The organism is Stenotrophomonas sp., assembly GCF_032066555.1.
In the GTDB taxonomy this organism is placed as follows: Bacteria; Pseudomonadota; Gammaproteobacteria; order Xanthomonadales; family Xanthomonadaceae; genus Stenotrophomonas.
In genome coordinates this window covers 496262-521543 of record NZ_DAMBKV010000001.1, presented here as the reverse complement: position 1 = coordinate 521543, position 25282 = coordinate 496262, and the positions used below count along the sequence as shown (strand labels likewise).

18 protein-coding genes are annotated in these 25282 nt (G+C 64.9%); 12 read left to right on the top strand and 6 right to left on the bottom strand.

Annotated features, from left to right (window positions below; translation table 11 throughout):
- Positions 1 to 163 precede the first annotated feature (163 nt).
- The 6 genes from RT131_RS02395 to RT131_RS02370 all read left to right on the top strand — a co-directional run bounded on the left by RT131_RS02395 (position 164) and on the right by RT131_RS02370 (position 9062).
- The gene (locus RT131_RS02395; RefSeq protein ID WP_313169899.1) at positions 164 to 1639 is read left to right on the top strand and encodes a cupin domain-containing protein; all 1476 of its coding nucleotides are present in this window, start codon (positions 164 to 166) and stop codon (positions 1637 to 1639) included.
- Positions 1636 to 2541 (top strand): GNAT family N-acetyltransferase, encoded by a 906-nt coding sequence (locus RT131_RS02390; RefSeq protein WP_313169897.1) that lies wholly within the window; start codon positions 1636 to 1638, stop codon positions 2539 to 2541. Before RT131_RS02395 ends, RT131_RS02390 begins: the two co-directional genes overlap by 4 nt.
- Before the next feature lie 174 nt (positions 2542 to 2715).
- On the top strand, positions 2716 to 5547 hold the full coding sequence (locus RT131_RS02385; RefSeq protein WP_313169895.1) for a 2-oxoglutarate dehydrogenase E1 component: 2832 nt from the start codon (positions 2716 to 2718) through the stop codon (positions 5545 to 5547).
- 42 nt (positions 5548 to 5589) lie between these two features.
- Positions 5590 to 6789 carry a dihydrolipoyllysine-residue succinyltransferase gene (sucB, locus tag RT131_RS02380; RefSeq protein ID WP_313169894.1) on the top strand — a complete coding sequence of 400 codons (1200 nt, stop codon included), beginning with the start codon at positions 5590 to 5592 and terminating at the stop codon, positions 6787 to 6789.
- Positions 6790 to 6918: 129 nt separating this feature from the next.
- Positions 6919 to 8343 carry a dihydrolipoyl dehydrogenase gene (gene lpdA / locus RT131_RS02375; RefSeq protein WP_313169892.1) on the top strand — a complete coding sequence of 475 codons (1425 nt, stop codon included), beginning with the start codon at positions 6919 to 6921 and terminating at the stop codon, positions 8341 to 8343.
- A 125-nt stretch (positions 8344 to 8468) separates the two neighbouring features.
- On the top strand, positions 8469 to 9062 hold the full coding sequence (locus RT131_RS02370) for a TIGR00730 family Rossman fold protein (RefSeq protein ID WP_313169891.1): 594 nt from the start codon (positions 8469 to 8471) through the stop codon (positions 9060 to 9062).
- A 152-nt stretch (positions 9063 to 9214) separates the two neighbouring features.
- Here RT131_RS02370 and RT131_RS02365 read toward each other — a convergent pair whose 3' ends face one another.
- Entirely contained in the window at positions 9215 to 12130 is a 2916-nt protein-coding gene (locus RT131_RS02365; protein WP_313169889.1) for an EAL domain-containing protein, read from the bottom strand.
- A gap of 181 nt (positions 12131 to 12311) precedes the next feature.
- Between RT131_RS02365 and RT131_RS02360 the strand changes: the two genes are divergently transcribed.
- From RT131_RS02360 to RT131_RS02340, 5 genes are all read left to right on the top strand, one after another.
- Positions 12312 to 12869: an RNA polymerase sigma factor gene (locus RT131_RS02360; protein ID WP_313169887.1), complete on the top strand. Its 558-nt coding sequence runs from the start codon at positions 12312 to 12314 to the stop codon at positions 12867 to 12869.
- Complete coding sequence (locus RT131_RS02355) at positions 12866 to 13924, top strand: hypothetical protein (RefSeq protein WP_313169885.1); 1059 nt, start codon at positions 12866 to 12868, stop codon at positions 13922 to 13924. Before RT131_RS02360 ends, RT131_RS02355 begins: the two co-directional genes overlap by 4 nt.
- Positions 13925 to 13970: 46 nt before the next feature.
- Positions 13971 to 14567 (top strand): YigZ family protein, encoded by a 597-nt coding sequence (locus RT131_RS02350; protein ID WP_313169883.1) that lies wholly within the window; start codon positions 13971 to 13973, stop codon positions 14565 to 14567.
- On the top strand, positions 14560 to 16326 hold the full coding sequence (locus RT131_RS02345) for an ABC transporter transmembrane domain-containing protein (RefSeq protein ID WP_313169882.1): 1767 nt from the start codon (positions 14560 to 14562) through the stop codon (positions 16324 to 16326). Before RT131_RS02350 ends, RT131_RS02345 begins: the two co-directional genes overlap by 8 nt.
- An 88-nt stretch (positions 16327 to 16414) precedes the next feature.
- Positions 16415 to 16630: a hypothetical protein gene (locus RT131_RS02340; protein ID WP_313169880.1), complete on the top strand. Its 216-nt coding sequence runs from the start codon at positions 16415 to 16417 to the stop codon at positions 16628 to 16630.
- Between the two features lie 371 nt (positions 16631 to 17001).
- On the opposite strand, the gene RT131_RS02335 is transcribed toward RT131_RS02340, so the two are convergent.
- From RT131_RS02335 to grpE, 5 genes are all read right to left on the bottom strand, one after another.
- Positions 17002 to 18117: a prephenate dehydrogenase gene (locus RT131_RS02335; protein WP_313169878.1), complete on the bottom strand. Its 1116-nt coding sequence runs from the start codon at positions 18115 to 18117 to the stop codon at positions 17002 to 17004.
- Entirely contained in the window at positions 18114 to 19022 is a 909-nt protein-coding gene (gene pdxY / locus RT131_RS02330; protein WP_313169876.1) for a pyridoxal kinase, read from the bottom strand. Before pdxY ends, RT131_RS02335 begins: the two co-directional genes overlap by 4 nt.
- A gap of 191 nt (positions 19023 to 19213) precedes the next feature.
- Positions 19214 to 20338 (bottom strand): molecular chaperone DnaJ, encoded by a 1125-nt coding sequence (gene dnaJ / locus RT131_RS02325; RefSeq protein WP_303746657.1) that lies wholly within the window; start codon positions 20336 to 20338, stop codon positions 19214 to 19216.
- Positions 20339 to 20465: 127 nt separating this feature from the next.
- Positions 20466 to 22382, bottom strand: coding sequence for a molecular chaperone DnaK (gene dnaK, locus RT131_RS02320; protein ID WP_313169874.1), 1917 nt, complete (start codon positions 22380 to 22382; stop codon positions 20466 to 20468).
- A gap of 145 nt (positions 22383 to 22527) precedes the next feature.
- Positions 22528 to 23043 (bottom strand): nucleotide exchange factor GrpE, encoded by a 516-nt coding sequence (grpE, locus tag RT131_RS02315; protein WP_313169872.1) that lies wholly within the window; start codon positions 23041 to 23043, stop codon positions 22528 to 22530.
- A gap of 184 nt (positions 23044 to 23227) precedes the next feature.
- On the opposite strand from grpE, the gene recN reads away from it, so the two are divergent.
- Positions 23228 to 24895, top strand: a complete 1668-nt coding sequence (gene recN / locus RT131_RS02310; protein WP_313169870.1) for a DNA repair protein RecN — start codon at positions 23228 to 23230, stop codon at positions 24893 to 24895.
- Positions 24896 to 25282 lie beyond the last annotated feature (387 nt).

Genomic DNA, 25282 nt, shown 5'->3' with positions numbered 1-25282 from the left:
ACCGGGCAGGCCAGTGCCGAGCATGGCTCGGCACTACCTGATTGCCCCGCCGATTTGATCCAGATCAGTCGCCTACGGTGCGTATTGGCGCGAACAAGGGGACAATGGAGGTCTGCGCAACATCCGCGCCCCTGTTCGACCTCCGCTGCAAAGGATTTCCCCCATGGCTGCACGCAAGCAAAAGACCTATCCGATCGAAGTCCAGGCCAAGCCCGGGCTGCCGCTGGGCATGAACCCGGCCACCTTCCTGCGCGACTACTGGCAGAAGCGCCCGCTGCTGATCCGCGCCGCCTTCCCGGATTTCGAAACCCCGGTGATGCCCGAAGACCTGGCCGGCCTGGCCTGCGAGGAAGGCGCACTGGCCCGTATCGTCAGCCACGACCGCGCCACCGACGGCTGGACCCTGCGCACCGGCCCGTTCCAGGAAGAAGATTTCCCCGGCATGCCCGACCACGACTGGACCCTGCTGGTGCAGGACGTGGACAAGTGGGACCCGGAAGTCCGTGCCCTGACCTCCTATTTCAACTTCCTGCCGCGCTGGCGCATGGACGATGTGATGATCAGCTTTGCCGCCACCGGCGGTTCGGTTGGCGCCCATGTCGACCAGTACGACGTGTTCCTGCTGCAGGCCCATGGCCAGCGCCGCTGGCAGATCGACGCCAGCGAGTCGACCAAGGGCAAGCGCCCGTCGCTGGAGTTCCGACCCGACGTCGAGCTGAAGCTGCTGAAGAAGTTCAAGGCCACCCACGACTGGGTGCTGGGCCCGGGCGACATGCTGTACCTGCCGCCGAACGTGCCGCACAACGGCGTTGCCGTGAACCCCTGCCTGACCTTCTCCTTCGGCATGCGTGCACCGTCCTCGGCTGAGCTGATCAGCGATTACCTGGACGATCTGGTTGCCGACGCCGACGAATCGATCCGCTTCCAGGACCCGGACCTGAAGCTGCCGGAAGATCCGAACGAAATCGACGCCGCCGCCATGAAGCGCGTGGTCGCCGCACTCAATGCGCTGCGCATGAACGACCCGGACCGCCTCGGCAACTGGTTCGGCCGCTTCATCACCACCTACCGTGCCGCCGGCGACATCCTGCCCTCGCAGGCACCGCCGTCGCCGGAAGAGGTCCAGGCCGAGCTGGAAAACGGCGGCGTGCTCGAGCGCCACCCCTGGGCCCGCCTGGCCTGGCGCCGCGCCACCCGCGGCGCCTCGCTGTACTGCTCGGGCCTGGCCTTCCAGCTGTCGATCAAGGACGCGCAGGCCCTGGCCGGCGCCGAGCAGATCGACATCGGCCTGTTCAACAAGCTCAGCAACAAGGGCCGTGACGCCTTGATGGAGCTGATCATCGGCGGCCATTACCAGTTGCTGGACGTGGACACCATCGCCGCCATGCTGGCCGAGCAGGACGCACTTGAAGTGCTGGAAGATGCCGAAGAAACAGACTTCGACGAGGACTTCGACGACGAAGACGACGCTCCTGAAGTCGAGATCGAGGTCATCGAGTACAGCGAAGCCGGTGACGGCGAGCCGTCCAGCGCCAGCATCGAGACCGTCATGGTCAACGAGGAAGGTGTCGAAGTCGTGGTGATCTGCGACGACGGCGAAGAAGAGGACGAAGACGACGCGGAAACCCCGTCGGCATGAGTCCAGCTGCGATCTTCCATGTAGAGATCGCCGACTACGCCGTGCAGCAGGCCCTGCTGCACGGCGTGCGTCATACCGTATTTGTCAGCGAGCAGAACGTCCCGGCTGAGCTGGAAATCGACGAACTGGACCCGCTCAGCGACCACGCCCTGGCATTGGACCAACACGGCCAGGCCATCGGCGCTGCTCGCCTGACCCCGGATCAGCGCATCGGCCGCATGGCGGTACTGGCCGCCTGGCGTGGCAAAGGCGTAGGCCAGTCCTTGCTGAATGCGCTACTGGGCGCCGCCCGCAAGCGCGGCTGGGGCGAAATAAGCCTGCACGCTCAACTGCACGCCCGCGACTTCTATGCCTGTAACGGGTTTCTGCCGGAAGGTGCTGAATTTGAAGAGGCCGGCATCGGCCACCAGACCATGCGCCGGCGTCTGGACGGAGCAATGCGGGTGCAGGACCCGGATCAGGCCCGGGCGGCGGCAGCAGCGGTGATCCACGCTGCACGCCGTCATCTGTACCTGCAGCTGCGTGGCAATGACGCCCTGCTCGCCCAGCCCCTGGTACTGGACGCCCTGCGCCGGTTTGCCACCGCCCGTCACGACAAGCAGGTACACGTGCTGCTGCACGAAGCCGACCTGCCCGCCCTGTCTGCGGCCTTCATCGCACTGGTGCAGCGCCTGCCCAGTGTGTTCCATCTGCGTGAACCGGTAGACCCGGCGGATTGTCAGGTGGCCTCGGCGGCGATCAGCAACGATCAGGGCGACTGCTACTTTCGTCCAATAGGTGCCCGCGTCGAAGGCGAACTGGCGCTGGACAGCCCCGCCCGCGCCCAGCAGCAGGAGCTGCTGTTCAAGCGCATCTGGGAGCGTTCACGTGATTGCAACGGGCTTCGCGTACTAGGTGTCTGAGCATTGACCGGGGCAGGACAAGCCCCAGTCAGGTATTAATGCGCGGGACAGTGTAGGTGCCCCTTCCTGTCCAGTGAGGGGTATAATTTCGTGGTTAGAACACGCCCGCGCGGGACGCTAGAACAGGTCCGCCGGTTCCCAGAACTACCCCACAAGTGAATCCGACTCTCCATCGTGGACAATCTACTGAAGCAGTTTGCGCAATCATCGCAGCTCGCCGGCGGCAACGCCTCCTATGTCGAGGACCTGTACGAACAGTACCTCGTCTCCCCGGACAGTGTGGACCCCAAGTGGAAGTCCTACTTTGACGGCTTCAAAGGCCGCGAAGCTGGCGATGTGCCGCACTCTGCCGCCATCGCACACATCACCGAAGCCGCAAAGAATGCTGGCAAGGTCGGCGGCAACGCCGGTTCCGGCGACGAGCGCGAGCGCAATGTCGGCCGCCTGATCACCGCTTACCGCTCGCGCGGCCACCTCGGCGCAAATCTTGACCCGCTGGGCCTGACCCCGCCGGTCAATCCGCCGGACCTGGGCCTGCCCTTCCACCACCTCAGCGATGCCGACCTCAACGACGAGTTCAGCACCGGCGGTGTTGGCGGCCAGCCGCGGATGAAGCTGCGCGATCTGGTTGCACGCCTGAAGGCGACGTATACCGGCTCGATCGGCGCCGAATTCATGTATATCGCCGAAGTCGAGCAGCGCCAGTGGCTCTACCAGCGCCTCGAGGCTGCCGGTGGCAACTACAACCTGGATGCCGACACCAAGCGTCGCACGCTGGAGCGCCTGACCGCCGCCGAAGGCCTGGAGCGCTACCTGCACACCAAGTACGTCGGCCAGAAGCGCTTCTCGCTGGAAGGCGGCGACTCGCTGATCCCGATGATGGACACCATCATCCGTGACGCCGGCAAGGAAGGCGTCAAGGACGTGGTGATCGGCATGGCCCACCGCGGCCGCCTGAACGTGCTGGTCAACACCCTGGGCAAGAACCCGCGCAAGCTGTTCGACGAGTTCGAAGGCAAGTTCGAGCACGACGACCGCGCCGTTGCCGGTGACGTGAAGTACCACATGGGCTTCTCGGCCGACGTGGTCAGCGACGGCGGCCCGGTGCACCTGGCGCTGGCCTTCAACCCGTCGCACCTGGAAATCGCCGACCCGGTGGTTGCCGGCTCGGTGCGCTCGCGCCAGGAACGCCGCAACGACACCGCACGCAAGCAGGTGATGCCGATCCTGATCCACGGCGACGCGGCATTTGCCGGCCAGGGCGTGGTGATGGAGCTGTTCCAGATGTCGCAGGCCCGCGGTTTCACCGTTGGCGGCACCGTGCACATCGTCATCAACAACCAGGTGGGCTTCACCACCTCCAACCGCGACGACTCGCGCTCGACCCTGTACTGCACCGACATCGCCAAGATGGTCGCCGCACCGGTCCTGCACGTGAACGGCGACGACCCGGAAGCGGTGGTGTTCGCGGCCAAGCTGGCCTATGACTTCCGCCAGCAGTTCCACAAGGACGTCGTGATCGACCTGGTCTGCTACCGCCGCTGGGGCCACAACGAGGCCGACGAGCCGGCGATCACCCAGCCGCTGATGTACCAGGTGATCCGCAAGCACAAGACCACCCGCGAGCTCTACGCAGAGCAGCTGGAAGCCGCAGGCGTGATCGCCGCCGGCGCCGGCAAGGAAATGGTCGACACCTACCGCAACAAGCTGGACTCCGGTGAAGTCACCACCGAGCTGGCCACGGTCGAAAAGACCCCGGCCACCAGCAAGATGTTCGTCAACTGGCCGAAGTACCTGTCCGGCAAGCTGTCCGACCCGGTCAGCACCAAGGTCGAGATGGGCAAGCTGACCCAGCTGGCCACCATGATCAACACCATTCCGGAAGGCGTGGAAGTGCATTCGCGCGTTGCCAAGGTGTACGACGACCGTCGCAAGATGGCCGCCGGCGAAATCCTCGGCGACTGGGGCTTTGCCGAAAACCTGGCCTACGCAACGCTGCTGGACGAAGGCAATGGCCTGCGTCTGGTCGGCCAGGACGTGGGCCGCGGCACCTTCACCCACCGTCACGCGATCCTGCACGACCAGAAGACCGACAACTACTACCTGCCGCTGCGTCAGCTGGTCGAGTCGCCGGAACAGGCCACCATCATCGATTCGCTGCTCAGCGAAGAAGCCGTGATGGCGTTCGAGTACGGTTTCTCCACCACCGATCCCAACACCCTGTGCATCTGGGAAGGCCAGTTCGGCGACTTCGCCAACGGTGCCCAGGTGGTGATCGACCAGTTCATCGCCTCCGGCGAAGCCAAGTGGGGCCGCATCTCCGGCCTGACCCTGCTGCTGCCGCACGGCTATGAAGGCCAGGGCCCGGAACACAGCTCGGCGCGCCTTGAGCGCTTCCTGCAGCTGTGCGCACTGGAGAACATGCTGGTCTGCGTGCCGTCCACCCCGGCCCAGGCGTTCCACATGCTGCGTCGCCAGATGCGCATGGACACCCGCAAGCCGCTGATCGTCATGTCGCCCAAGTCGCTGCTGCGCCACAAGCTGGCCGTGTCCAGCCTGGATGAAATGGCCAATGGCGAGTTCCAGCACCTGATCGGCGACGCCACCGCGGACGCCAAGAAGGTCAAGCGCGTGGTGGTCTGCTCGGGCAAGGTCTACTACGACCTGCTGGAAGACATGACCAAGCGTGGCCAGGACGACGTGGCACTGGTGCGCGTGGAGCAGCTCTACCCGTTCCCGCGCCCGGCGCTGGCCGCCGAGCTGAAGAAGTACGGCAAGGCCACCGACGTCGTGTGGTGTCAGGAAGAGCCGATGAACCAGGGTGCGTGGTACCAGATCAAGCACCACCTGCAGGCATGCGTGGCCGATGGCCAGTCCCTGCACTATGCCGGTCGCCCGCGTTCTCCGTCGCCTGCCGTTGGCCACATGTCCGATCACCTGCGCGAACTCGCACAGCTGCTCGCCGACGCGCTGGTCAACAAGATCGACGACAACTACGCCGAATAAGCCCCCTTTTCCACAAGAAAACGAAACCAGGAAATCAGCCAAATGGCCACCGAAGTCAAAGTACCGGTACTGCCCGAATCCGTCTCCGACGCCACCATCGCCAGCTGGCACAAGAAGGCTGGCGAGGCCGTCAAGCGTGATGAGAACCTGCTCGACCTGGAAACCGACAAGGTCGTTCTGGAAGTGCCGGCACCGGTTGATGGCGTGCTGAAGGAAATCAAGTTCAAGGAAGGCGACACCGTCACCTCGAACCAGATCCTGGCCATCATCGAGGAAGGCGCCGTCGCCGCTGCTGCCCCGGCTGCTGCTGCCGAAGCACCGAAGGCTGCTGCCCCGGCCGCCGCCGCTCCGGCTGCTGCCGCTGCTCCGGCCCCGGCTGCCAAGTCGGCTGCCGATGCCCTGCCCCCGGGCGCCCGTTTCTCGGCCATCACCGAAGGCGTGAACCCGGCTGACGTGGCCGGCACCGGCCGCCACGGCGCGGTCACCAAGGAAGACATCGTCAACTTCGCCCGCAACGGCGGCGTCGGCAAGGCCGGCGGTGCACGTCCGGAAGAACGCGTGCCGATGACCCGCATGCGCAAGCGCATTGCCGAGCGCCTGATGCAGTCGAAGAACTCGACCGCCATGCTGACCACCTTCAACGAAGTCAACCTGTCCAAGGTCTCGGCTGCGCGCAAGGAGCTGCAGGAAGAGTTCGTCAAGGCCCACGGCATCAAGCTGGGCTTCATGAGCTTCTTCGTGAAGGCCGCTGCCAACGCACTGCAGCGCTTCCCGCTGGTCAATGCCTCGATCGATGGTGACGACATCATCTATCACGGCTATTCGGACATCTCGATCGCCGTGTCCACCGACAAGGGTCTGGTGACCCCGGTGCTGCGCAACGTCGAGCGCATGTCGTTCGCCGACATCGAAAAGGCCATCGCCGACTACGCCAAGAAGGCCCGTGACGGCAAGCTGTCGCTGGAAGAACTGCAGGGCGGCACCTTCACCGTGACCAACGGCGGCACCTTCGGCTCGCTGATGTCGACCCCGATCGTCAACCCGCCGCAGAGCGCCATCCTGGGCATGCACGCCATCAAGGACCGTCCGATCGCCGAGAACGGCCAGGTCGTGATCGCGCCGATGATGTACCTGGCCATGTCCTATGACCACCGCATCATCGACGGCAAGGATTCGGTGCAGTTCCTGGTGGACATCAAGAACCAGCTGGAAAACCCGGGCCGCATGCTGTTCGGTCTGTAACAGCTCTGAGCCCCTCTCCCGCCTGCGGGAGAGGGGTTGGGGTGAGGGCAAGCCTCACCCGCACCCTCATCCGGCGCTATGCGCCACCTTCTCCCGGCGGGAGAAGGGACAGGCAACAAGGAATCTCAAATGGCTGAACAATTCGACGTCGTCGTCATCGGTGCCGGTCCGGCCGGCTACCACGCCGCCATCCGCGCCGCACAGCTGGGCCTGAAGACCGCCTGCATCGACGCAGCGCTGGGCAAGGACGGCAAGCCGGCCCTGGGCGGCACCTGCCTGCGCGTGGGCTGCATCCCGTCCAAGGCGCTGCTGGACTCCTCGCGCCAGTACTGGAACATGGGCCACATCTTCGATCAGCACGGCATCAGCTTCAACGACGCCAAGATCGACGTGAGCAAGATGGTCGGCCGCAAGGACGCCATCGTGAAGCAGTTCACCGGCGGCATCGCCCAGTTGTTCAAGGCCAACAAGGTTGCCACCTACTACGGCTTCGGCCAGCTGCAGGCCGGCAACGTGGTCAAGGTCAAGCAGCACGACGGTTCGGAAGTCGAGCTCAAGGGCACCAACGTCATCATCGCCGCCGGTTCGGATTCGATCGAACTGCCGTTCGCCAAGTTTGATGGCAAGCACATCGTCGACAACGTCGGCGCGCTGGACTTCACCGAAGTGCCGAAGCGCCTGGCCGTGATCGGCGCCGGCGTGATCGGCCTGGAACTGGGCAGCGTGTGGAAGCGCCTGGGTTCGGAAGTGGTCATCCTGGAAGCACTGCCGGAGTTCCTGGCTGCCGCCGATGCCGAAGTGGCCAAGGTTGCCGCCAAGGAATTCAAGAAGCAGGGCCTGGACATCCGCCTCAACGCCAAGGTCTCCAAGACCGAGATCAAGGGCGAGGAAGTCATTGTCAGCTACACCGACGCCGATGGCGAAAAGACCCTGACCGTCGACAAGCTGCTGGTGGCCGTTGGCCGCCGCGCCGCCAGCAAGGGCCTGTTGGCCGAAGGCACCGGCGTGCAGCTCAACGAGCGTGGCCAGATCGTGGTCGACGACCATTGCCACACCGGCGTTGACGGCGTGTGGGCGGTGGGCGACTGCGTGCGCGGCCCGATGCTGGCCCACAAGGGCTTCGAGGAAGGCGTTGCCGTGGCCGAGCTGATCGCTGGCCTGCCGGGCCACGTCAACTTCGACACCATCCCGTGGGTGATCTACACCGAGCCGGAACTGGCATGGGTCGGCAAGACCGAAGCCCAGCTCAAGGCCGAAGGCATCCCGTACAAGGCCGGTAGCTTCCCGTTCGCCGCCAACGGCCGTGCCGTTGCCATGGTGGAGCCGGCTGGCTTCGTCAAGGTGCTGGCACACGCCGAAACCGACCGCGTGCTGGGCATGCACCTGGTGGGCGCCAATGTCTCCGAGCTGGTGCACGAAGGTGTGCTGACCATGGAGTTCAGCGGCTCGTCCGATGACCTGGCCCGCATCTGCCACGCCCACCCGTCGCTGTCCGAGGCAGTGCACGACGCGGCGATGGCAGTGACCAAGCGCGCCATCCACAAGGCCAACTAAGCTCCACGGCCTGTGACCTGAAGGCTCCGCCCCGGCGGAGCCTTCTTGCTTTTGTATTCCCCGGTCTGCCTGCGCATTCATCGGCAGCAGAACGACCACCTCTTCCCATTCATCAGGAACAACCCATGAAATCCATCTGCGTCTATTGCGGCTCCAACCCCGGTGCCAAGCCCGTCTATGTCGAACGCGCCACCGAACTGGGCAAGCGCATCGCCAACGAAGGCCTGCGCCTGGTCTATGGCGGCGGCCGCACCGGCCTGATGGGCGCGGTGGCCGATGGCGTGCTGGCGGCCGGCGGCGAGGTCACCGGCGTGATCCCGCAGCACCTGGTGGACATGGAAGTGGCGCACAAGGGCGTTACCTCACTGGAAATCGTCGGCTCCATGCATGAGCGCAAGTCGCGCATGTTCGACCTGTCCGATGCCTTCGTCGCCCTGCCCGGCGGCTTTGGCACCGCCGAGGAGATCTTCGAGATGCTGACCTGGCGCCAGCTCGGCATCGGCCACAAGCCCTGCGCCTTCCTCGACATCGACGGCTTCTACCAGCCGCTGATCGGCATGATCGATACCATGGTCAGCGAGCGCTTCCTGCACCCGGAACAGCGCGAGGACCTGTGGTACGGCGAAGACCCGACGCAGATGCTGGAATGGATGCGCAACTACTCGCCGGCGCAGGCGGACAAGTGGTTCGACGAGAAGAAGCGAAACGCGCTGCGTTGATGAACCGCCGAGCTTTTGTGGGAGCGGCGTAAGCCGCGAAGCTCGTAGACCATGCAGGTCGCATACATTCCGCGCTCAAGAGCAAACGCGCATCGTGCAATTGCAACTGATACGCACCGGATGGATTGGTGGCTTCGCGGCTTACGCCGCTCCTACAACCCTGCGGCCTTCCTGCGCTGCAGGCTCTGCTCGCACGGCGCCGGATAGCCCAACAAGTAGCCCTGGCCGAAGTTGCAACCGAGCTCCTTGAGCGTCTGCAACTGGCGTTCGTCCTCTATGCCCTCGCCTATCGTCTCGATGCCCAGCGTGCGTGCCAGCGACAGCACGCCCTGCACCAGGGCCAGCGTGCTGCTGCTTCCCTCATCGTGCAGGCCAGCGACAAAGCTACGGTCCACTTTCAATGCACTGATCGGGAACCGATGCAGATAGGACAGCGCCGAATAGCCGGTGCCGAAGTCATCCAGCTGCACCACAACACCGCGTTCGCGCAGCTGGTGCAGGGCACGCAAGGTACGTGGCTCGTCGTCCAGCAAGGCCATCTCGGTTATCTCCACGCGCAGCCGCGCAGGGTCCGCACCCGCCGCATCCAGCATTCCCAGCAGGCGTGGCGCGAACTCAACCGAACGGAAGTGACGAGGCGAGACATTCACCGAGATATAGCCGACCGACGACGCCGCCATGTCCTCCATCACCTGCTCATAGATCTGCCAGTCCACCTGTTCGATCAGGCCACTTTCCTCACCCAGTGACAGGAACTGGCCAGGCAGCAACACGCCGCGACGCTCATGCTGCCAACGCAGAAGCGCCTCATGGCCAACCACCCGTCCATCGAGCAGGCAGACGATGGGCTGGTAATAAGGCAGGAAATCACGCTTCTTGATCGCCCGGCGCAAGTCCGCTTCCAGTTCCAGGCTGCGCATGGCTTCGTCGTGCATCGCGCCGTCGAACATCACGCAGCGGTCCTGGCCCTTGAGCTTGGCGCGGTACATGGCCGCATCCGCATCACGCAGCAGATCCGCGCCAGAGGTGTAGCGCGCATCCCACACCGCGATGCCGATGCTTCCCGACGGGAACAACTCGCGCCCGTCCACCCACATCGGCGCTTCCAGCGCCTTGAGCAGGCGTCGGCCCAGATCCATCGCCGCCGTCGAACCGCGGTCGGAGTGCACCAGCAACGCAAACTCATCGCCGCCCAGTCGCGCCACCACATCCTCGCCGCGGACCAGGCCAACCAGGCGCCGTGCCACTTCGACCAGCATCTGGTCGCCGGCTGCATGGCCGATACTGTCATTGACCCATTTGAAGCGATCCAGATCGAGGAACAGCAACGCGAAGTGCGGGGCAATACCGAGTTCCGCATTCTCGATGGCGCGCTCCAGGCGATCCTGCAGATGCAGCCGGTTTGGCAGGCCGGTCAGCACGTCGTGCATGGCCAGATGGGTCAGGCGCTGCTCGGCGCGCATGCGTTCGCCAATCTGCCCCAGCAATTTCTGGTTCACCTCGCCAAGCTCGCGGGTACGCTCGGTCACCCGCAGCTCAAGGTCGGCATGGGCCTGCAGCAAGCGCTGTTGGTCACGCTGGCGGGCCAGGCTGTTGCCGATGGTACGGGCGACAAACACCAACAGGCGCTGGTCATCCGCACTGAACACCACCTGCGGGTTGTAGCTCTGTACGGCGATGACCCCGACCACTTCCTCGTCACTGAACAGCGGTACGCCCAACCAGCATTGCGACTTGGCACCAAACTCCTTCAAGGTCCCCGCGGCAATCAACGTGTCGATATCCGCCCGCGTCAACAACACCGGCTCGCGGCGCTGCAGCGCATACTCGGTCAAGCCGTCACTGAAGACGCGCGAAGCGCGCTCGCGGTTGAAGCGGTCAACCGAATAGACGAACTCGATGCCCGCAGCGTCCTCGGTCACCATTGCCACGTAGAAATTGCTGGCATCCAGCAGGCGGCCGATGATCTCGTGCACCTGCGTATAGAACTCGCCGGTAGTCTTGCCGCTCAGTGCCAGTTCGGAAATATTGAACAGCGCCGCCTGCAGCAGCTCCGCGCGCCGCCGCTCGATGATCTCGCCTTGCAGGTGGTTGTTGATGCGTTCCAGATCCTGGGTACGCTGCCAGACGCGTTGTTCCAGCTGTGCATGCGCCTGATGGCGATCCATGGCGGTAAGGATGTGCTTGGCAACGAAGTTCAACAATGCGAGCTCTTCCTCGCCGTAGCACGCATTGGCGACGTAGCTTTGCACCACGATCGCCCCGCAAACGCGGTTGTCGCGCCACATCGGCACGCCCAGCCAGTCGGTGCTCTCCACACCCTCCGACACCTCGCAGGGGTGTTCCAGGTATTTGGCCAGTTCACGCGAGGGCCCACTCAGCGCCCGCCCATTGCGCAGTACTGCGAAGGTCAGGCTGGCCGGCATTTCCTCATAGCGATAGCGGCGACCCGGCTCAGGCAGATAGCTGTCATGGGTGTCGACGAAGTACAGAAACTCCAGGCTCTGCTGCTCCTCATCGCACTCGACGATGTAGCAGTTTTCGGCGTACATCAGCGAACCGAGGATGCGATGGAAATGCGCCATCATCTCCGTCATGGCCAGGTCCGCACCTGCCAGGTCGGCAATCTCGAACAAGGCCTTCTGCAGCTGTTTGGAGCGCTGCAGTTCGTCTATCTGCCGGCGTTGGCGCATCAGCTCCATGGCGGATCCGATCATCATCCGCACCGCGCCCTGCCAGGCTCTGCGGTCCATCGCAGGCAGCGCCGGTCCGGCGTCGATCAGCAATACGTACTCGGCCCCATCGTCACCACGCCATTCCAGCGTTTGGCAGCCGGGAGGCAGGCCTGCAGCCTTTCCCATCAGCCGCCCACGGGCCAGCTGGCATAGGTCGACGGCAGATTCCGGGACACTGCACCCACCCTCGCCCAGCACCCCGTCGCGCCACGCCAGCGCAACGGGGCTGGCGTGGTGCAACAAACCCTGCAATGTCGCCACCGCTTGGGTGACCGGCGAAAATGAATCGGCGCGCGGCGCTTCAATCCGCGCGTCAAGCTCGCTATACGACATGTATCCGTTCTCTCTGGGTCCCGGTGTGCCGGAACTCCCCCCTGATCCCGCAGCATACCTTTCACAGCGGTCAAGGGCAGTGCGTTCCAGAAAAAAGATTGGTTTTCACATAAATGAATATGCCTTGGCAGGGACTGCTGCGGAGCTAGGCAGAAACCCACCCAGCCACTACGCTTGCCGGGTGGATACCGCTGTCCAGACCCCTACCGATGAAGTGCTGATGTTGGCCTATGCCGACGGTGACAGCGATGCGTTCTCCGAGCTCTATGCCCGGCACCGCGCGCGGCTGTTCCACTATCTGCTCGGCCAGCTGCGTGACCGGCCGTTGGCCGAGGAGCTGTTCCAGGACGTCTGGCAGAAGATGATCAACGCCCGCGCCGGCTGGAAGCCCGATGCGGCCTTCGCCACCTGGCTGTTCCGGATCGCCCACAACCGCCTGAACGACCACTGGCGCGCCGCCCGTCATCGCCCTGCAGCACCCGAAGATGCGGACGAGCGCACCGCACGCCTGGCCGACAATTGCACTCCCGAGTTGCTGGCCGACGAACACGCCCAGCGCCTGCAGCTGCGCCAGGCCTTGGCCGAGCTGCCACCCGAACAACAGGAAGTCGTGATCCTGCGACTGGAACAGGAACTCAGCCTGGAGGAGATCGGGCAGATCACCGGCGTTGGCCGGGAAACCGTCAAATCGCGGCTGCGCTATGCGATGGACAAGCTGCGCGCGAGGTTGAGCGAATGAACATCCCCGACATGCTGACCCCCGAAGAGCGCGAGCTGGCCCGCCTGCTCGGCCGTCCCGGCGCCGGCGCGGCCACCCCCAGCGCGCAGCTCGATGCGCGGATCATGGACTTGGCCCGCGCCAAGCCGCAGACGCAGCCTCAGTCAGAGCAACTCCAAGCGGACACCCAGACTCGCGGCACTGCTTCCGCCAGCCAGCCATCCGCATCGCAGGGTCGCGGCTGGGGTCGTCGGCGCGGGCTGGTCTCTTCACTGGCCGTGGCCGCGTCACTGGTATTGGTGGTAGGCCTGGCCTGGCAGCTGCGCCCGCTGACACCGCCACAACCGGCGATGCAACACGCCGATATGTCCGCGCCCGCGACGGAACCAATGGCCGCTGACATTGCCGCTGCCGAGATCGCTGCGGCACCTGCAAGCCCAGCCCCGGCCCAAGCTGCCGAGGATGCCGCCGCGGCGGCGGCTGTGCCGCAGGATCGATCCGGCGTCAACGCGAAGGCGTCCAGCGCTGGCGCCGCGCAGCCACATGCTGCGCACAAGGACAAGGCCATCGCCATCGAGCAGCCCGCCACCGGCAATACAGGGCAATCGCCCCGCGCCTTCTCCGCTGCACCGGTCATCGTCCCGCCCGCCCCGCCTGCCCCTCCAGCGCCCGTGATGGCTCCGGCACCGATGGCAGCACCTGTTCAAGCCGAACAGGCCAGCTCCGCCGACGCCTCACAGGACAACGTCTATCTGAGCGAAACGGCACCCGCTCCCGCACGTGCTGCATCCCGCCGGCCGGCACCTACTGGCGCCGCTCCGATTCCGCATGCTGGCGCCAAGACTGTCAGCAAGGCGGCGGAGGCACGCCGCCAACGCGCAGCGACCATCGCTGCCGACAGCACCCCGGACGTCGAGGCCGATGCCATGCTGTCGCGCCATCAGTGGATCAAGCGTATCCGCGAGCGTGAACAGGCCGGCGACCTGGAGGGTGCAAAGGCAAGCCTGCGTCGTTTCGCCCACGACTACCCGGAAGCGCGCATTCCGCGCGACCTGCGGCCGCTGCTCAGGGATTGAGCCGCATCCGCTACAGCTTTGCGGCGCTGCCACTAGAATGACCGCAATGCTCGACACTCTCGCCGCACCCACCAGCCACCAGCTGGACATCAAACACAGTCGCTTCCTTGCCCAGGCAGCGCCGATCAGCGATGCCGCCGCAGCGCTGGCATTCATCCAATCGGTATCGGATGCCGACGCCACGCACAACTGCTGGGCCTACCGACACGGCAATGACTATCGCTCCAGTGACGACGGCGAGCCGGCAGGTACCGCTGGACGCCCGATTCTCGCAGCGATAGACGGTCAGGGTTATGACCGCATCGCTGTAGTGGTGACACGCTGGTATGGCGGCATCAAACTCGGCGCCGGCGGCCTGGTTCGTGCCTATGGCGGCACTGCCGCCGAATGCCTGCGACTGGCCCAGCGCCTCCCGCTGGTGCCCATGACCGAACGCATCCTGCAATGCGGCTTCGAGGACATGGGCATCGTGCATACCCTGCTCGGCAGCGCCGGCGCCGAGAAACTTGAAGAACACTTCCTGCCCGAGGGCCTGCGCCTGCACGTGCGCCTGCCGGCAGACCAGATCGATGCGCTGGCCCTGCGCCTGCGCGACGCCACCCGCGACCGTCTACGCCTGAGCGAACCTGTCGACCATGACTGATACATCTTCCGCACAGCCTCGCAAGTTGCAGAAACTCGGCAGTCTGAAAACCCTGTGGCCGTTCGTTCGCCGTCACAGCGGCCTGTTCACGGCCTGGTTGATCGCATTGGCGGTGTCATCGACGGCGACACTCAGCCTGCCGATGGCGGTCAAACAGATGATCGACCATGGCTTCTCCGGCGGCGGCGAGATCAACCGCGCCTTCATGCTGCTGTTCATTGTCGCGGTGGTGCTGGCACTGGCCACTGCCGCACGCTTTTTCTTTGTCTCCTTGCTGGGCGAGAAGGTCGTGGCCGACCTGCGCGGCAGGCTCTATGCCCACCTGATCGGCCTGGACGCCGGCTTCCACGACCGTACCCGCAGCGGCGAGCTGGTCTCACGCCTGACCGCCGACAGCGAGCTGCTGCGCAGCGTGATCGGCTCGACCATGTCGGTGGCACTGCGCAGCAGCGTTACCGTGGTTGGCGCGATGGTCATGCTGTTCGTTACCAGTCCGCGCCTGGCGGTGTACTCGTTGATCGGCATCCCATTGGCGGTGCTGCCGATCGTGCTCGGTGCACGCCAGCTGCAGAAGATCTCCCGCGCCAGCCAGGACCGCGTCGCCGATGCCAATGCGCTGGCGGCAGAAACGCTGGGCGCGGTGCGCACCGTGCAGGCGCATGCGCGCGAGCCCTATGAACGCGGGCGCTTCGAGGCCGCACTGGATGTCTCCGTGGCCACCGCCAAACGTCGCATCCGCACCCAGTCCTTTGTTACCGCCATCGCCATCGTGCTGGTGTTCGGTGCCATCGTTGCGGTGCTGTGGTCGGGGGCGCACGACGTCGTCGACGGCCGCATGACGGCAGGTACGCTGGGCCAGTTCGTGCTGTACGCCTTGATCGGTGGCGGCTCGGTTGGCGCCCTGGCCGAAGTCTGGAACGAACTGCAGCGCGCCTCCGGCGGCATGGGCCGTATTGGTGAGCTGCTGGCGGAGAGTCCGCAGATCACCGCACCCGCAAAGCCGCAATCGCTGCCCTCGCCGGTTCGCGGCGAAATCCGCTTCGAGCATGTGTCGTTCCATTACCCGCAGCGCCCGGATCATCCGGCGCTGGATGACTTCAGCCTGACCGTGGCGCCGGGCGAAACCGTGGCCCTGGTCGGCCCATCGGGCGCCGGCAAAAGCACCGTGCTGTCGCTGCTGCTGCGCTTCCATGATCCGGACAGCGGTCATCTGCGTCTGGACGGCGTCGACCTGCGCGAGCTGGATCCGGCACAGCTGCGCCAGAGCATTGCGCTGGTGCCACAACAGCCGGCCCTGTTTGCCGCCAGCGCCGCCGACAACATCCGCTACGGCCGTCTCGAAGCCAGCGACGAGGAAGTTCGCGCCGCCGCGCGCTCGGCCGAGGCCGACGATTTCCTGATGCAGTTGCCGGAAGGCTATGCCAGCGACCTGGGCGAACGTGGCGCACGCCTGTCGGGCGGCCAGCAGCAGCGTGTAGCCATTGCCCGCGCCCTGCTCAAGGACGCACCGGTGCTGCTGCTGGACGAAGCGACCAGCGCGCTGGATGCGCAGAGTGAGCGCGCCGTGCAGCAGGCACTGGAGCGGTTGATGGCAGGCCGCACCACGCTGGTGATCGCCCATCGGCTCGCAACGGTATTGAAGGCCGACCGCATCGTGGTGATGGACCACGGCCGCATCGTCGCGCAGGGCACGCATGCTGAACTGTTGGCACAGGACGGCCTGTATGCCGAGCTGGCGCGCCTGCAGTTCATAGATTGAGAACGCTGCGGTAACGCAAGGCTAACAAGCACGGCGGCAAGCTCAGGGCGTGGCAGCCCTGCCACTGGCACCGCCCTGGAGGCAAGCAATGGCGTTCAGACAGTTTCCAGCAACCACGCGCGATGGCGAGAGCTGCATCGTCATCGAGTTTCTTGATGAACCCAGCAGCCCCGAGACAGGCAAGACGAACCGGCCGCCCCGCTATGAGCTTGCCGACGGTCGACCGCTGCTGCGTCGTGGCAGCAACCTGTTCAGTGCAGATGGCGAAGTCAGCCTGTCGATGAACCAGCCCTATCGGGCCTGATTCCCTGCTTCTACAGCGCGCCGTGATCATTGCCGGCGCGCACCAGGAAGGCCCCGCTGGCGGCTGGCCGGGTAATTCTGAATACGCTTTGCCGATCCGGCCTGCGGCTGATCAATTTTTCACCAACCATCTTGACAGCCTTGTGCCCCAAGGGATGTCAGTGATTATCCACATGCTTGCACACACGTCGCTGTGGATTAAGTCGCAGCCAATGAGACGCCAATAGGTTGCGCCCCCTCCCTTTTGCGCAGCAAAGGGGAGGGTTGGAGAGGGGTGCTTTTGGGCTGTTGCAGATGCAGTAGCTCTTGCTGCTGTTGGCTCATGAGCTTCGCGGCTTACGCCGCTCCCACAGCTTCCATACTGCTGCAGGCTTAGCGCTCCAGTACGCGACCTATGCCGCTGCTGTTGATCTCGTCGCTGGCCGCTGAAATCACATCGGCCGCGTAGGCCTGCACAAAGCCCATGCGGAAGTGGACCTCACCGCCAGGCGTGCGCGAGGAATGAATCGAGGCCAGGCTGATGCCATGCCGCTCAAACACATGCAGCAGCTCACGCAAGGAGCCGGCGCGATCCTCCGGCAGATGCACACTCATCGCGCTCTGGTCAGTCAGATCCGCCAGCAGGTAACCCACCCGCTCGAAGCTGTAGTTGCCATCGCGCAAGGTCTGCTCATCCACCGCCGCCTTGTTGTCAGCCAGATACCGGCTACGGAACAGCGCTCGCGCGGCATCATCGCCCTGCCCCACCAGGCCACGCAGCTGCTGCAGCTGCAGCAGCAGCTGATCCAGTACTTCGCCGGCATGCGGATTGCCGAACTGGATGTCTTCATAGATCGCCGGGTTCAACGACAGGATGCGCGAGATCACCGCCGCATCCAGTTCAAATGCAGCCGAGCGATACGGCATCAATTCGCTCAGCGTGCCCAGCATCGGTGCGTATTCGCGCAGTACGCCGGCCTGGGCCAGATGGGTGGCATGCACCATCGCCTGCACCAGCGCCATCACCCGGTCGTGGTGCTCGGCAGTGCCGCGCACGCATTCGGCCTGCAAGGCGATGCACAGTTCATCCAGCCACGCCTGCCACTGCGCATCCAGCCGCGCTTCACAGACCACCATCACCCTGCCCTTCAAGGTCGGCGCCTTGGGTGGTGCGGTCATCGGGTGCAGGCCAGCGACCGACGCCTGCGACTCCAGCATCGCCGCCACCGGCTCGGCCTTGATCGAGGTGACGTCCAGCCACAGTTTGCCGCGCTCACGCCCGGCCGATTGGCGGATGTAGTCGCGGATCAATGCGGGCGTGTGCCGGATCGGCGCCGAGAACAGCAGCACATCGGCCTGTTCCAGCAACTGCTCCGGGGTCTGCGAGTCCACATCGACAGGATCGTGGCCGATGACCTGCAAACCCATGCGCGATTCGAAGAAGCCACGCAGCCAGCGTCCAAAGGCACCGCCGCTACCGACGATGCCGATGACTGGACGCAGACTCACGCCAGACGCTCGGCGCGGAAGCGGTACGGCGTGCCCAGCGCGGCCGGCGCTGCGGCCAGCACGTCGAATTCCTCCACGCCGGTGGCCAGGGTCGCTTCCAGCGCCGCATGCACGCCGGCAATGGCGCGCCCCACGCTGTCCTCAAAACTGTGGCCCTTGAGCAGGAACGCCACCAGCAGCGACATCAGCACATCACCGGTGCCGGCCACGTCCACCGGCAGGTGCGGCGAGGTCCAGCGCCAGATCTGTTCACGGCCGATCGCCAGCGTAACCAGCTCACCGGGGTCACCCGACACCGAATGCGCGATCACCCATTCCGGGCCGCGCTCCAGCAGCTTGCGCGAGGCAGCGATGGCGTCGTCCTGCTCCAGCGCCGGCATGCCGGTCAGGCGGCCCAGTTCGAAGGCGTTGGGCGTGACCAACCAGGCGTGCGGCAACAGCCGTTCGCTGAAGATCGTCTCCAGCCCCGGCTCAACGTAAGGGCCGGTATGGGTGTCACCGATGACTGGATCCAGGCAGTAACGCAGGTTCGGCGATTGCGGCAGCACCTCATCCAGCCAGTCGGCAAACGCGGCGCCGTTGGCGACGCTGCCGAAGTAGCCGGATACCAACGCACCGGCGCGTTGCGGCAGGCCCCGTTCGGTCGCACCCTGCAACAGTTCCGCGAACCAGTCTGCAGGCAGCACGCGGCCGCGCAGCGTCGCGTAGAACGGCGCGTTGCTGAGCAGCGTCGTGGGAATTTCGGCGACGCGCAGGCCCAGTGCACGCAGCGGCGGCACGGCCGCACTGTTGCCGGCATGGCCGTAGACCAGCTGGGATTGCACGGAGATCACGTCCACCGGCGACGGCCCATCCGGGCGTTGCCGACGACCGTGCACGAGATGGCTATGGTCGACTTCGTTCATCGCCCTATTCTACGTCCGCAGGACGAGGCGCGAGTGCACACGCTTGCGCGCGCAACCAATAGCAGATGGCATAACGAGGTAGTGCCGAGCCATGCTCGGCAGGGGCATTACCGGGAACGCCGCTGCCGAGCATGGCTCGGCACTACAGGTGGAGCTGATGCCGAGCATGGCTCGGCATTACAGGTGACGCATCAGGACTTCATGCGTTCCCAGAAGCCCTTTACGCCATCGATGAAGGTCGCCGACTTCGGCGAGTGCTTGCGTGCTTCCTCGCCTACGAAGGTGGCTTCAAACTGCTCCAGCAACTTGCGCTGCTCGGCAGTCAGGTTGACCGGGGTTTCCACCACGACACGGCAGTACAGGTCGCCTTCGGTGCGGCTGCGCACCGACTTGACGCCCTTGCCACGCAGGCGGAACAGCTTGCCGGTCTGGGTCTCGGCCGGGATGCGGATTTCCGCTTCGCCGCCCAGGGTTGCGACGCGGATTGCATCACCCAACGCAGCCTGCGAGATACGCACCGGCACTTCGCAGTGCAGGTCGTCACCATCGCGGGTGAAGATGGCATGCTCGCGCACGCGCACTTCCACATACAGGTCACCCGCCGGCGCACCGGCCGGGCCGGCTTCGCCCTCGCCCTGCAGGCGGATGCGGTCGCCGGTATCCACGCCTGCCGGCACCTTGACCGACAACACCTTGTCTTCCTCGACACGGCCATTGCCGTGGCAGGTCTTGCAGGGCTTGCTGATGATCTGACCGCGACCATCGCAGTTATGGCAGGCCTGCTGCATGGCGAAGATGCCACGCTGCACACGCACCTGGCCGCGGCCACCGCAAACATTACAGGTCTCGACCTTGCGGTCTTCCGAGCCACTGCCGTCGCAATCACCGCACTCGGCCAGGGTCGGAATCTCGATGCGGCGCTCAACGCCGGCCACCGCTTCTTCCAGGTCCAGCTCCATCACGTAGCCGATGTCGGCACCGCGACGCGGCTGGCGCGGACCACCGCCACCTCCGCCAAAGATATTGCCGAAGATGTCGCCGAAAATATCGTTCATGTCCGGACCACCCGGACCACCGCCACCGCCCATGCCGTGCTCGAACGCCGCATGGCCGTGGGCGTCATACATGCGCCGCTTATTGCCGTCGGACAGGGTTTCGTACGCCTCCTTGCACTCCTTGAAGGCAGCTTCGGCGGCGGCATCGCCCGGATTGCGGTCCGGGTGGTGCTTCATCGCGCAACGGCGATAGGCCTTCTTCAGCTCTTCATCGGTGGCGGTGCGGGCTACGCCCAGTACTTCGTAATAATCGCGTTTCATTGGCACATGGTTTCGGAATCGGGTTGTCGGGGGTCAAGGACAGCAGCTGGATTACAGATGCCGGAAGGGGATCCGGAACCCGGAACCGCAGTTCCGTATCCCGAATCCCCAATCACCATTCCCGGCCTTACTTCTTGTCGTCCTTGACCTCGGTGAACTCGGCGTCCACCACGTCGTCATTGGACTGGGCGCCAGCATCGGCACCCGGCGCCGGGCCCTGTTCACCGGCAGAAGCGGCAGCGAACAGCGCCTGACCGGCTTCTTCCAGCGACTTCGACTTGGCTTCGATCTGCGCCTTGTCGTCGCCCTTCATCGCGGTTTCCAGATCGGCCAGTGCCGCTTCAACCTTGCCGATCACGCCGCCGCCAACCTTGCTGCCATGCTCGGTGATGGCGCTGCGGGTGGCGTGGATCAGACCGTCGGCCTGGTTGCGGGCCTGGACCAGTTCCTGGAACTTCTTGTCTTCTTCGCGGTTGGCTTCCGCGTCGGCGACCATGCGTGCGATCTCTTCCTCGGACAGACCCGAACCGGCCTTGATCTCGACCTTCTGTTCCTTGTTGGTCTTCTTGTCCTTGGCCGACACGTGCAGGATGCCGTTGGCGTCGATGTCGAAGGACACCTCGACCTGCGGCATGCCGCGCGGTGCCGGCTCGATGCCGGACAGGTCGAACTTGGCCAGCGACTTGTTGTAACGGGCCTGCTCGCGCTCACCCTGCAGCACGTGCACGGTCACGGCCGACTGGTTGTCCTCGGCGGTCGAGAAGGTCTGCGAGGCCTTGGTCGGGATGGTGGTGTTCTTCTCGATGATCTTGGTGAACACGCCACCCATGGTCTCGATACCCAGCGACAGCGGGGTCACGTCCAGCAGCAGCACGTCCTTGACGTCGCCGCCCAGCACGCCGCCCTGGATCGCGGCACCCAGTGCCACGGCTTCGTCCGGGTTGACGTCCTTGCGCGGTTCCTTGCCGAAGAACTCGGTGACAGCCTGCTGCACCTTCGGCATGCGGGTCTGGCCGCCGACCAGGATCACTTCGCTGATGTCGCTCGAACGCAGGCCGGCGTCATTCAACGCAACGCGGCATGGCTCGATCGACTTCTTGATCAGCTCTTCGACCAGGCTTTCCAGCTTGGCGCGGGTCAGCTTGATGTTCAGGTGCTTCGGACCGGAAGCGTCTGCAGTGACGTACGGCAGGTTCACTTCGGTCTGCTGCGCGGACGACAGCTCGATCTTGGCGCGCTCGGCGGCGTCCTTCAGGCGCTGCAGGGCCAACGGATCCTTGCGCAGGTCGATGCCCTGGTCCTTCTGGAACTCTTCAACCAGGTACTCGATGACGCGGTTGTCGAAATCTTCGCCGCCGAGGAAGGTGTCACCGTTGGTGGCCAGCACTTCGAACTGCTTCTCGCCGTCGACGTTGGCGATCTCGATGATCGACACGTCGAAGGTGCCGCCGCCCAGATCGTAGACAACGATCTTGCGATCCTTGTTGTCACCCTTGTCCAGGCCATAGGCCAGGGCAGCCGCGGTCGGCTCGTTGATGATGCGCTTGACGTCCAGACCGGCGATGCGGCCTGCGTCCTTGGTGGCCTGGCGCTGGCTGTCGTTGAAGTAGGCCGGCACGGTGATGACCGCTTCGGTGACCTTTTCACCGAGGAAGTCTTCAGCGGTCTTCTTCATCTTCTCCAGCACGCGGGCAGAGATTTCCTGCGGCGCCATCTTCTTGCCGTCGCTGGTTTCTACCCATGCGTCGCCGTTGTCATGCGCCAGGATGCCGTACGGCACGTGGGCGATGTCCTTCTGCACTTCGGCGTCGGTGAACTTGCGGCCGATCAGGCGCTTCACCGCGTAGAAGGTGTTCTTCGGGTTGGTGACGGCCTGACGCTTGGCCGAGGCACCCACCAGTACTTCGCCGTCCTTGGTGTAGGCGACGATGGAGGGCGTGGTGCGGTCGCCTTCCGAGTTTTCGATGACGCGGGCCTTGCCGCCGTCCATGATCGCCACGCACGAGTTGGTGGTGCCGAGGTCGATACCAATGATCTTGCCCATGGGGGACTCCTGAGGATTCGTTTGCCGGCAGCCGCCGGGGATGAATGGGATGTGGGGGACGACCTGATGACATTCAAGTCATCCCCGGAACACTGTTTGCCGACGGCCGCGCCTGGTTTAGGCAGCGGCCAGCCAGCGCGGCCGATCAGTCGGCCTGGGCCACCACAACCAGCGCCGGCCGCAGCAGGCGCTCATTGAGCAGATAGCCCTTCTGGAACACCGTCACCACCGCGCCCGGGGCCACGCCTGCCGGCGCCGGCACCTGGCTGATGGCCTGGTGATGTTCCGGATTGAAGGCCAGGCCGGCCGGGTCCAGCAGGGCCAGACCATTGTCAGCCGCCACCTTGAGCAGCTGCTTGTAGGTCAGTTCCATACCTTCGCGCAGCGGATTGGGCTCGCTGCCAGCGGCAGCCAAGCCTGCATCAAGGCTGTCGAACACCGGCAGCAGGTCGCCAAGCAGCTTCTCGTTGGCGAACTTGCGGGCCTGCTCGACGTCGCGGGCCACGCGCTTGCGCTGGTTCTCCAGATCGGCGCGCTCGCGCAGCGATTCGGCCTTGACCTGCTCCAGCTCAGCGCGCAGCGCCTCGATCTGGTCGTGCTGCGCGTCATCACCGCCCATGGCGGCGTTCTCGGGGTCGAATTCAGTGTGCTCTTGGTTCATTTCCGGTTCCCTGACGGATGATCTGCCGTCTACCCCGCCCCGTATGTGGGCTGTACCGAAAGTTTCAAGGCTCCGGCTCACGCCATGAGACGCATTGTTCCTAATCTGGGCCTGCCATCGCCTGTCCTACATTGACCTGCCCGGTACGCGTGCTAGTTTTGCGCGGCCCCTAGACCTGCCCGCCATGCTCAGACATCTCTCGATCAAGGATTTTGCCGTTGTCCGCGCCACCGAACTGGAGTTCGGCCCTGGCATGACTGTTGTTTCCGGTGAAACCGGTGCCGGCAAGTCATTGATGGTGGACGCCTTAGGCTTCCTGTCCGGCCTGCGCGCCGACTCCGGCGTGGTCCGCCATGGCGCGGCCCGTGCGGAGCTGTCGGCCGAATTCAGCCTGGACGACGATGCCCCGGCGCGCGCCTGGCTGCGCGACAACGAGCTTGACGACGAGGAACAATGCCAACTGCGCCGGGTGATCCGTGCCGATGGCGGCTCGCGCGCCTTCATCAATGGCCGCCCGGTGCCGGTGTCGCAGCTGGCCGAGCTGGCCGCTTTCCTGGTCGAGATCCACGGCCAGCATGACCAGCAGGCCCTGCTGTCGCGCCCCAGTCAGTTGGCGCTGCTGGACGCTTTCGCCCGCAATGAAGCAGAGCGCGGCGCCGTACGCAGTGCCAGCACCCAATGGCAGGCACTGCTGGATGAGCGCGATGCGCTATCCCAGCAAGGCGATGTCTCCGACCGCATCGGCTTCCTCGAACACCAACTAGGCGAGTTGCAACGGGAGGATCTGGAGCCGGCCGCGATCGCCGCACTGGGCGCCAGCCACCGCCGCCAGGCCCATTCCACCGCCCTGATCGAAGCCTGCCAACGCGCTGGCGGCCTGCTCAACGGCGATGAAGACGGCCCCTCGCTGCTGTCTTTACTGCAGCAGGTGCGCCACGAACTGGGCCGGGTCAGCCAGCACGACGCCCGCCTGGGTGAAGTCGACGCCATGCTCGACGCCGCTGGTATCCAATTGCACGAGGCGCTGGCCCAGCTGGATCGGGTCCAGGACGACCTGGACAGCGACCCGGACGCCTTCGAAGAGATCGAGCGGCGACTGAGCCGCCTGCACGACCTGGCCCGCAAGCACCGCGTGCCAATGGAAGAGCTCGCCGCCACCCGTGACCGCATGGAAAGCGAGCTGGAGCAGCTGCGCGGTGCCGACGAGCGCCTGGCCAAGCTGGCTGGCGAGATCGACAAGGCTGCCGCGCGCTGGCAAGCCGTAGCCGCAACCCTTTCCAGCAGCCGCCAGGCGGCCGCCAGCTCCCTGTCCGACACCACCACCGCACTGATCGGCGAGCTGGGCATGGGCGGCGGGCAATTCCTGATCGAACTGGAACCGCAGGCGCAGCTGCGCCCGGATCCGAACGGTGCCGAGCGGGTCGAGTTCCTGGTCGCCGCCAACGCCGGCCAGCCGGCGCGGGCCCTGCGCAAGGTGGCCTCGGGCGGCGAGTTGTCGCGCATTTCGCTGGCCATTGAAGTGGCCGCGCTGGGTCTGGATGCCGTTCCGACGATGGTCTTCGACGAGGTAGATTCGGGCATTGGCGGCGCGATTGCCGACATTGTCGGCAAGAAGCTGCGCGCTCTGGGCGAACGCCGCCAGGTGCTATGCGTGACCCATCTGCCGCAGGTAGCTTCCAAGGGGCACAGCCACTACCGGGTAAGCAAGGCACCGGTGGAAGGCATGACCCAGAGCGCGGTTGAACTGCTGGATGCCAAGGGCCGCGAGGAAGAGCTTGCGCGCATGCTGGGCGGGGCCGAGGTCAGCAAGGAGGCGCGGGCCGCGGCGCGGAAGCTGCTGACGGAGGCCTGATAGCGGGAAGCCTGGGCTTTGGGCTTTGGGCTTTGGGCTTTGGGCTTTGGGCTTTGGGCTTTGGGTTTTGGGCTTTGGGCTTTGGGTTTTTTGGCTCTGGCTCTGGCTTCAAAGCCCCTCTCCCGCCTGCGGGAGAGGGGTTGGGGTGAGGGCAGCTCTTGGCTCTTGAGGCTCTGCTCCAAAAGCCCCCCCTCCCCAACCCTTCCCTTCGCTGCGCGAAAGGGAGGCGGCATATCCCAAAGCGGAAGCACCGCCCGCTGACGCCTTATCGGTGCGACCCCTGCCGAGCATGGCTCGGCACTACAACGGACCTGACAGTGCCCTGGGAAAGCCCCTGCCGAGCATGGCTCGCCACTACAACAGACCTGACAGTGCCTTGGGAAAGCC

Bases quoted from the DNA above. Each gene is read 5' to 3' on its own strand.
- pdxY (WP_313169876.1), bottom strand. From the start codon at position 19,022: ATGAACGAAGTCGACCATAGCCATCTCGTGCACGGTCGTCGGCAACGC.
- dnaK (WP_313169874.1), bottom strand. From the start codon at position 22,382: ATGGGCAAGATCATTGGTATCGACCTCGGCACCACCAACTCGTGCGTG.
- RT131_RS02340 (WP_313169880.1), top strand. From the start codon at position 16,415: ATGGCGTTCAGACAGTTTCCAGCAACCACGCGCGATGGCGAGAGCTGC.
- dnaJ (WP_303746657.1), bottom strand. From the start codon at position 20,338: ATGAAACGCGATTATTACGAAGTACTGGGCGTAGCCCGCACCGCCACC.
- recN (WP_313169870.1), top strand. From the start codon at position 23,228: ATGCTCAGACATCTCTCGATCAAGGATTTTGCCGTTGTCCGCGCCACC.
- RT131_RS02395 (WP_313169899.1), top strand. From the start codon at position 164: ATGGCTGCACGCAAGCAAAAGACCTATCCGATCGAAGTCCAGGCCAAG.
- RT131_RS02390 (WP_313169897.1), top strand. From the start codon at position 1,636: ATGAGTCCAGCTGCGATCTTCCATGTAGAGATCGCCGACTACGCCGTG.
- RT131_RS02370 (WP_313169891.1), top strand. From the start codon at position 8,469: ATGAAATCCATCTGCGTCTATTGCGGCTCCAACCCCGGTGCCAAGCCC.
- RT131_RS02350 (WP_313169883.1), top strand. From the start codon at position 13,971: ATGCTCGACACTCTCGCCGCACCCACCAGCCACCAGCTGGACATCAAA.
- grpE (WP_313169872.1), bottom strand. From the start codon at position 23,043: ATGAACCAAGAGCACACTGAATTCGACCCCGAGAACGCCGCCATGGGC.
- RT131_RS02355 (WP_313169885.1), top strand. From the start codon at position 12,866: ATGAACATCCCCGACATGCTGACCCCCGAAGAGCGCGAGCTGGCCCGC.
- RT131_RS02365 (WP_313169889.1), bottom strand. From the start codon at position 12,130: ATGTCGTATAGCGAGCTTGACGCGCGGATTGAAGCGCCGCGCGCCGAT.
- RT131_RS02345 (WP_313169882.1), top strand. From the start codon at position 14,560: ATGACTGATACATCTTCCGCACAGCCTCGCAAGTTGCAGAAACTCGGC.
- lpdA (WP_313169892.1), top strand. From the start codon at position 6,919: ATGGCTGAACAATTCGACGTCGTCGTCATCGGTGCCGGTCCGGCCGGC.
- sucB (WP_313169894.1), top strand. From the start codon at position 5,590: ATGGCCACCGAAGTCAAAGTACCGGTACTGCCCGAATCCGTCTCCGAC.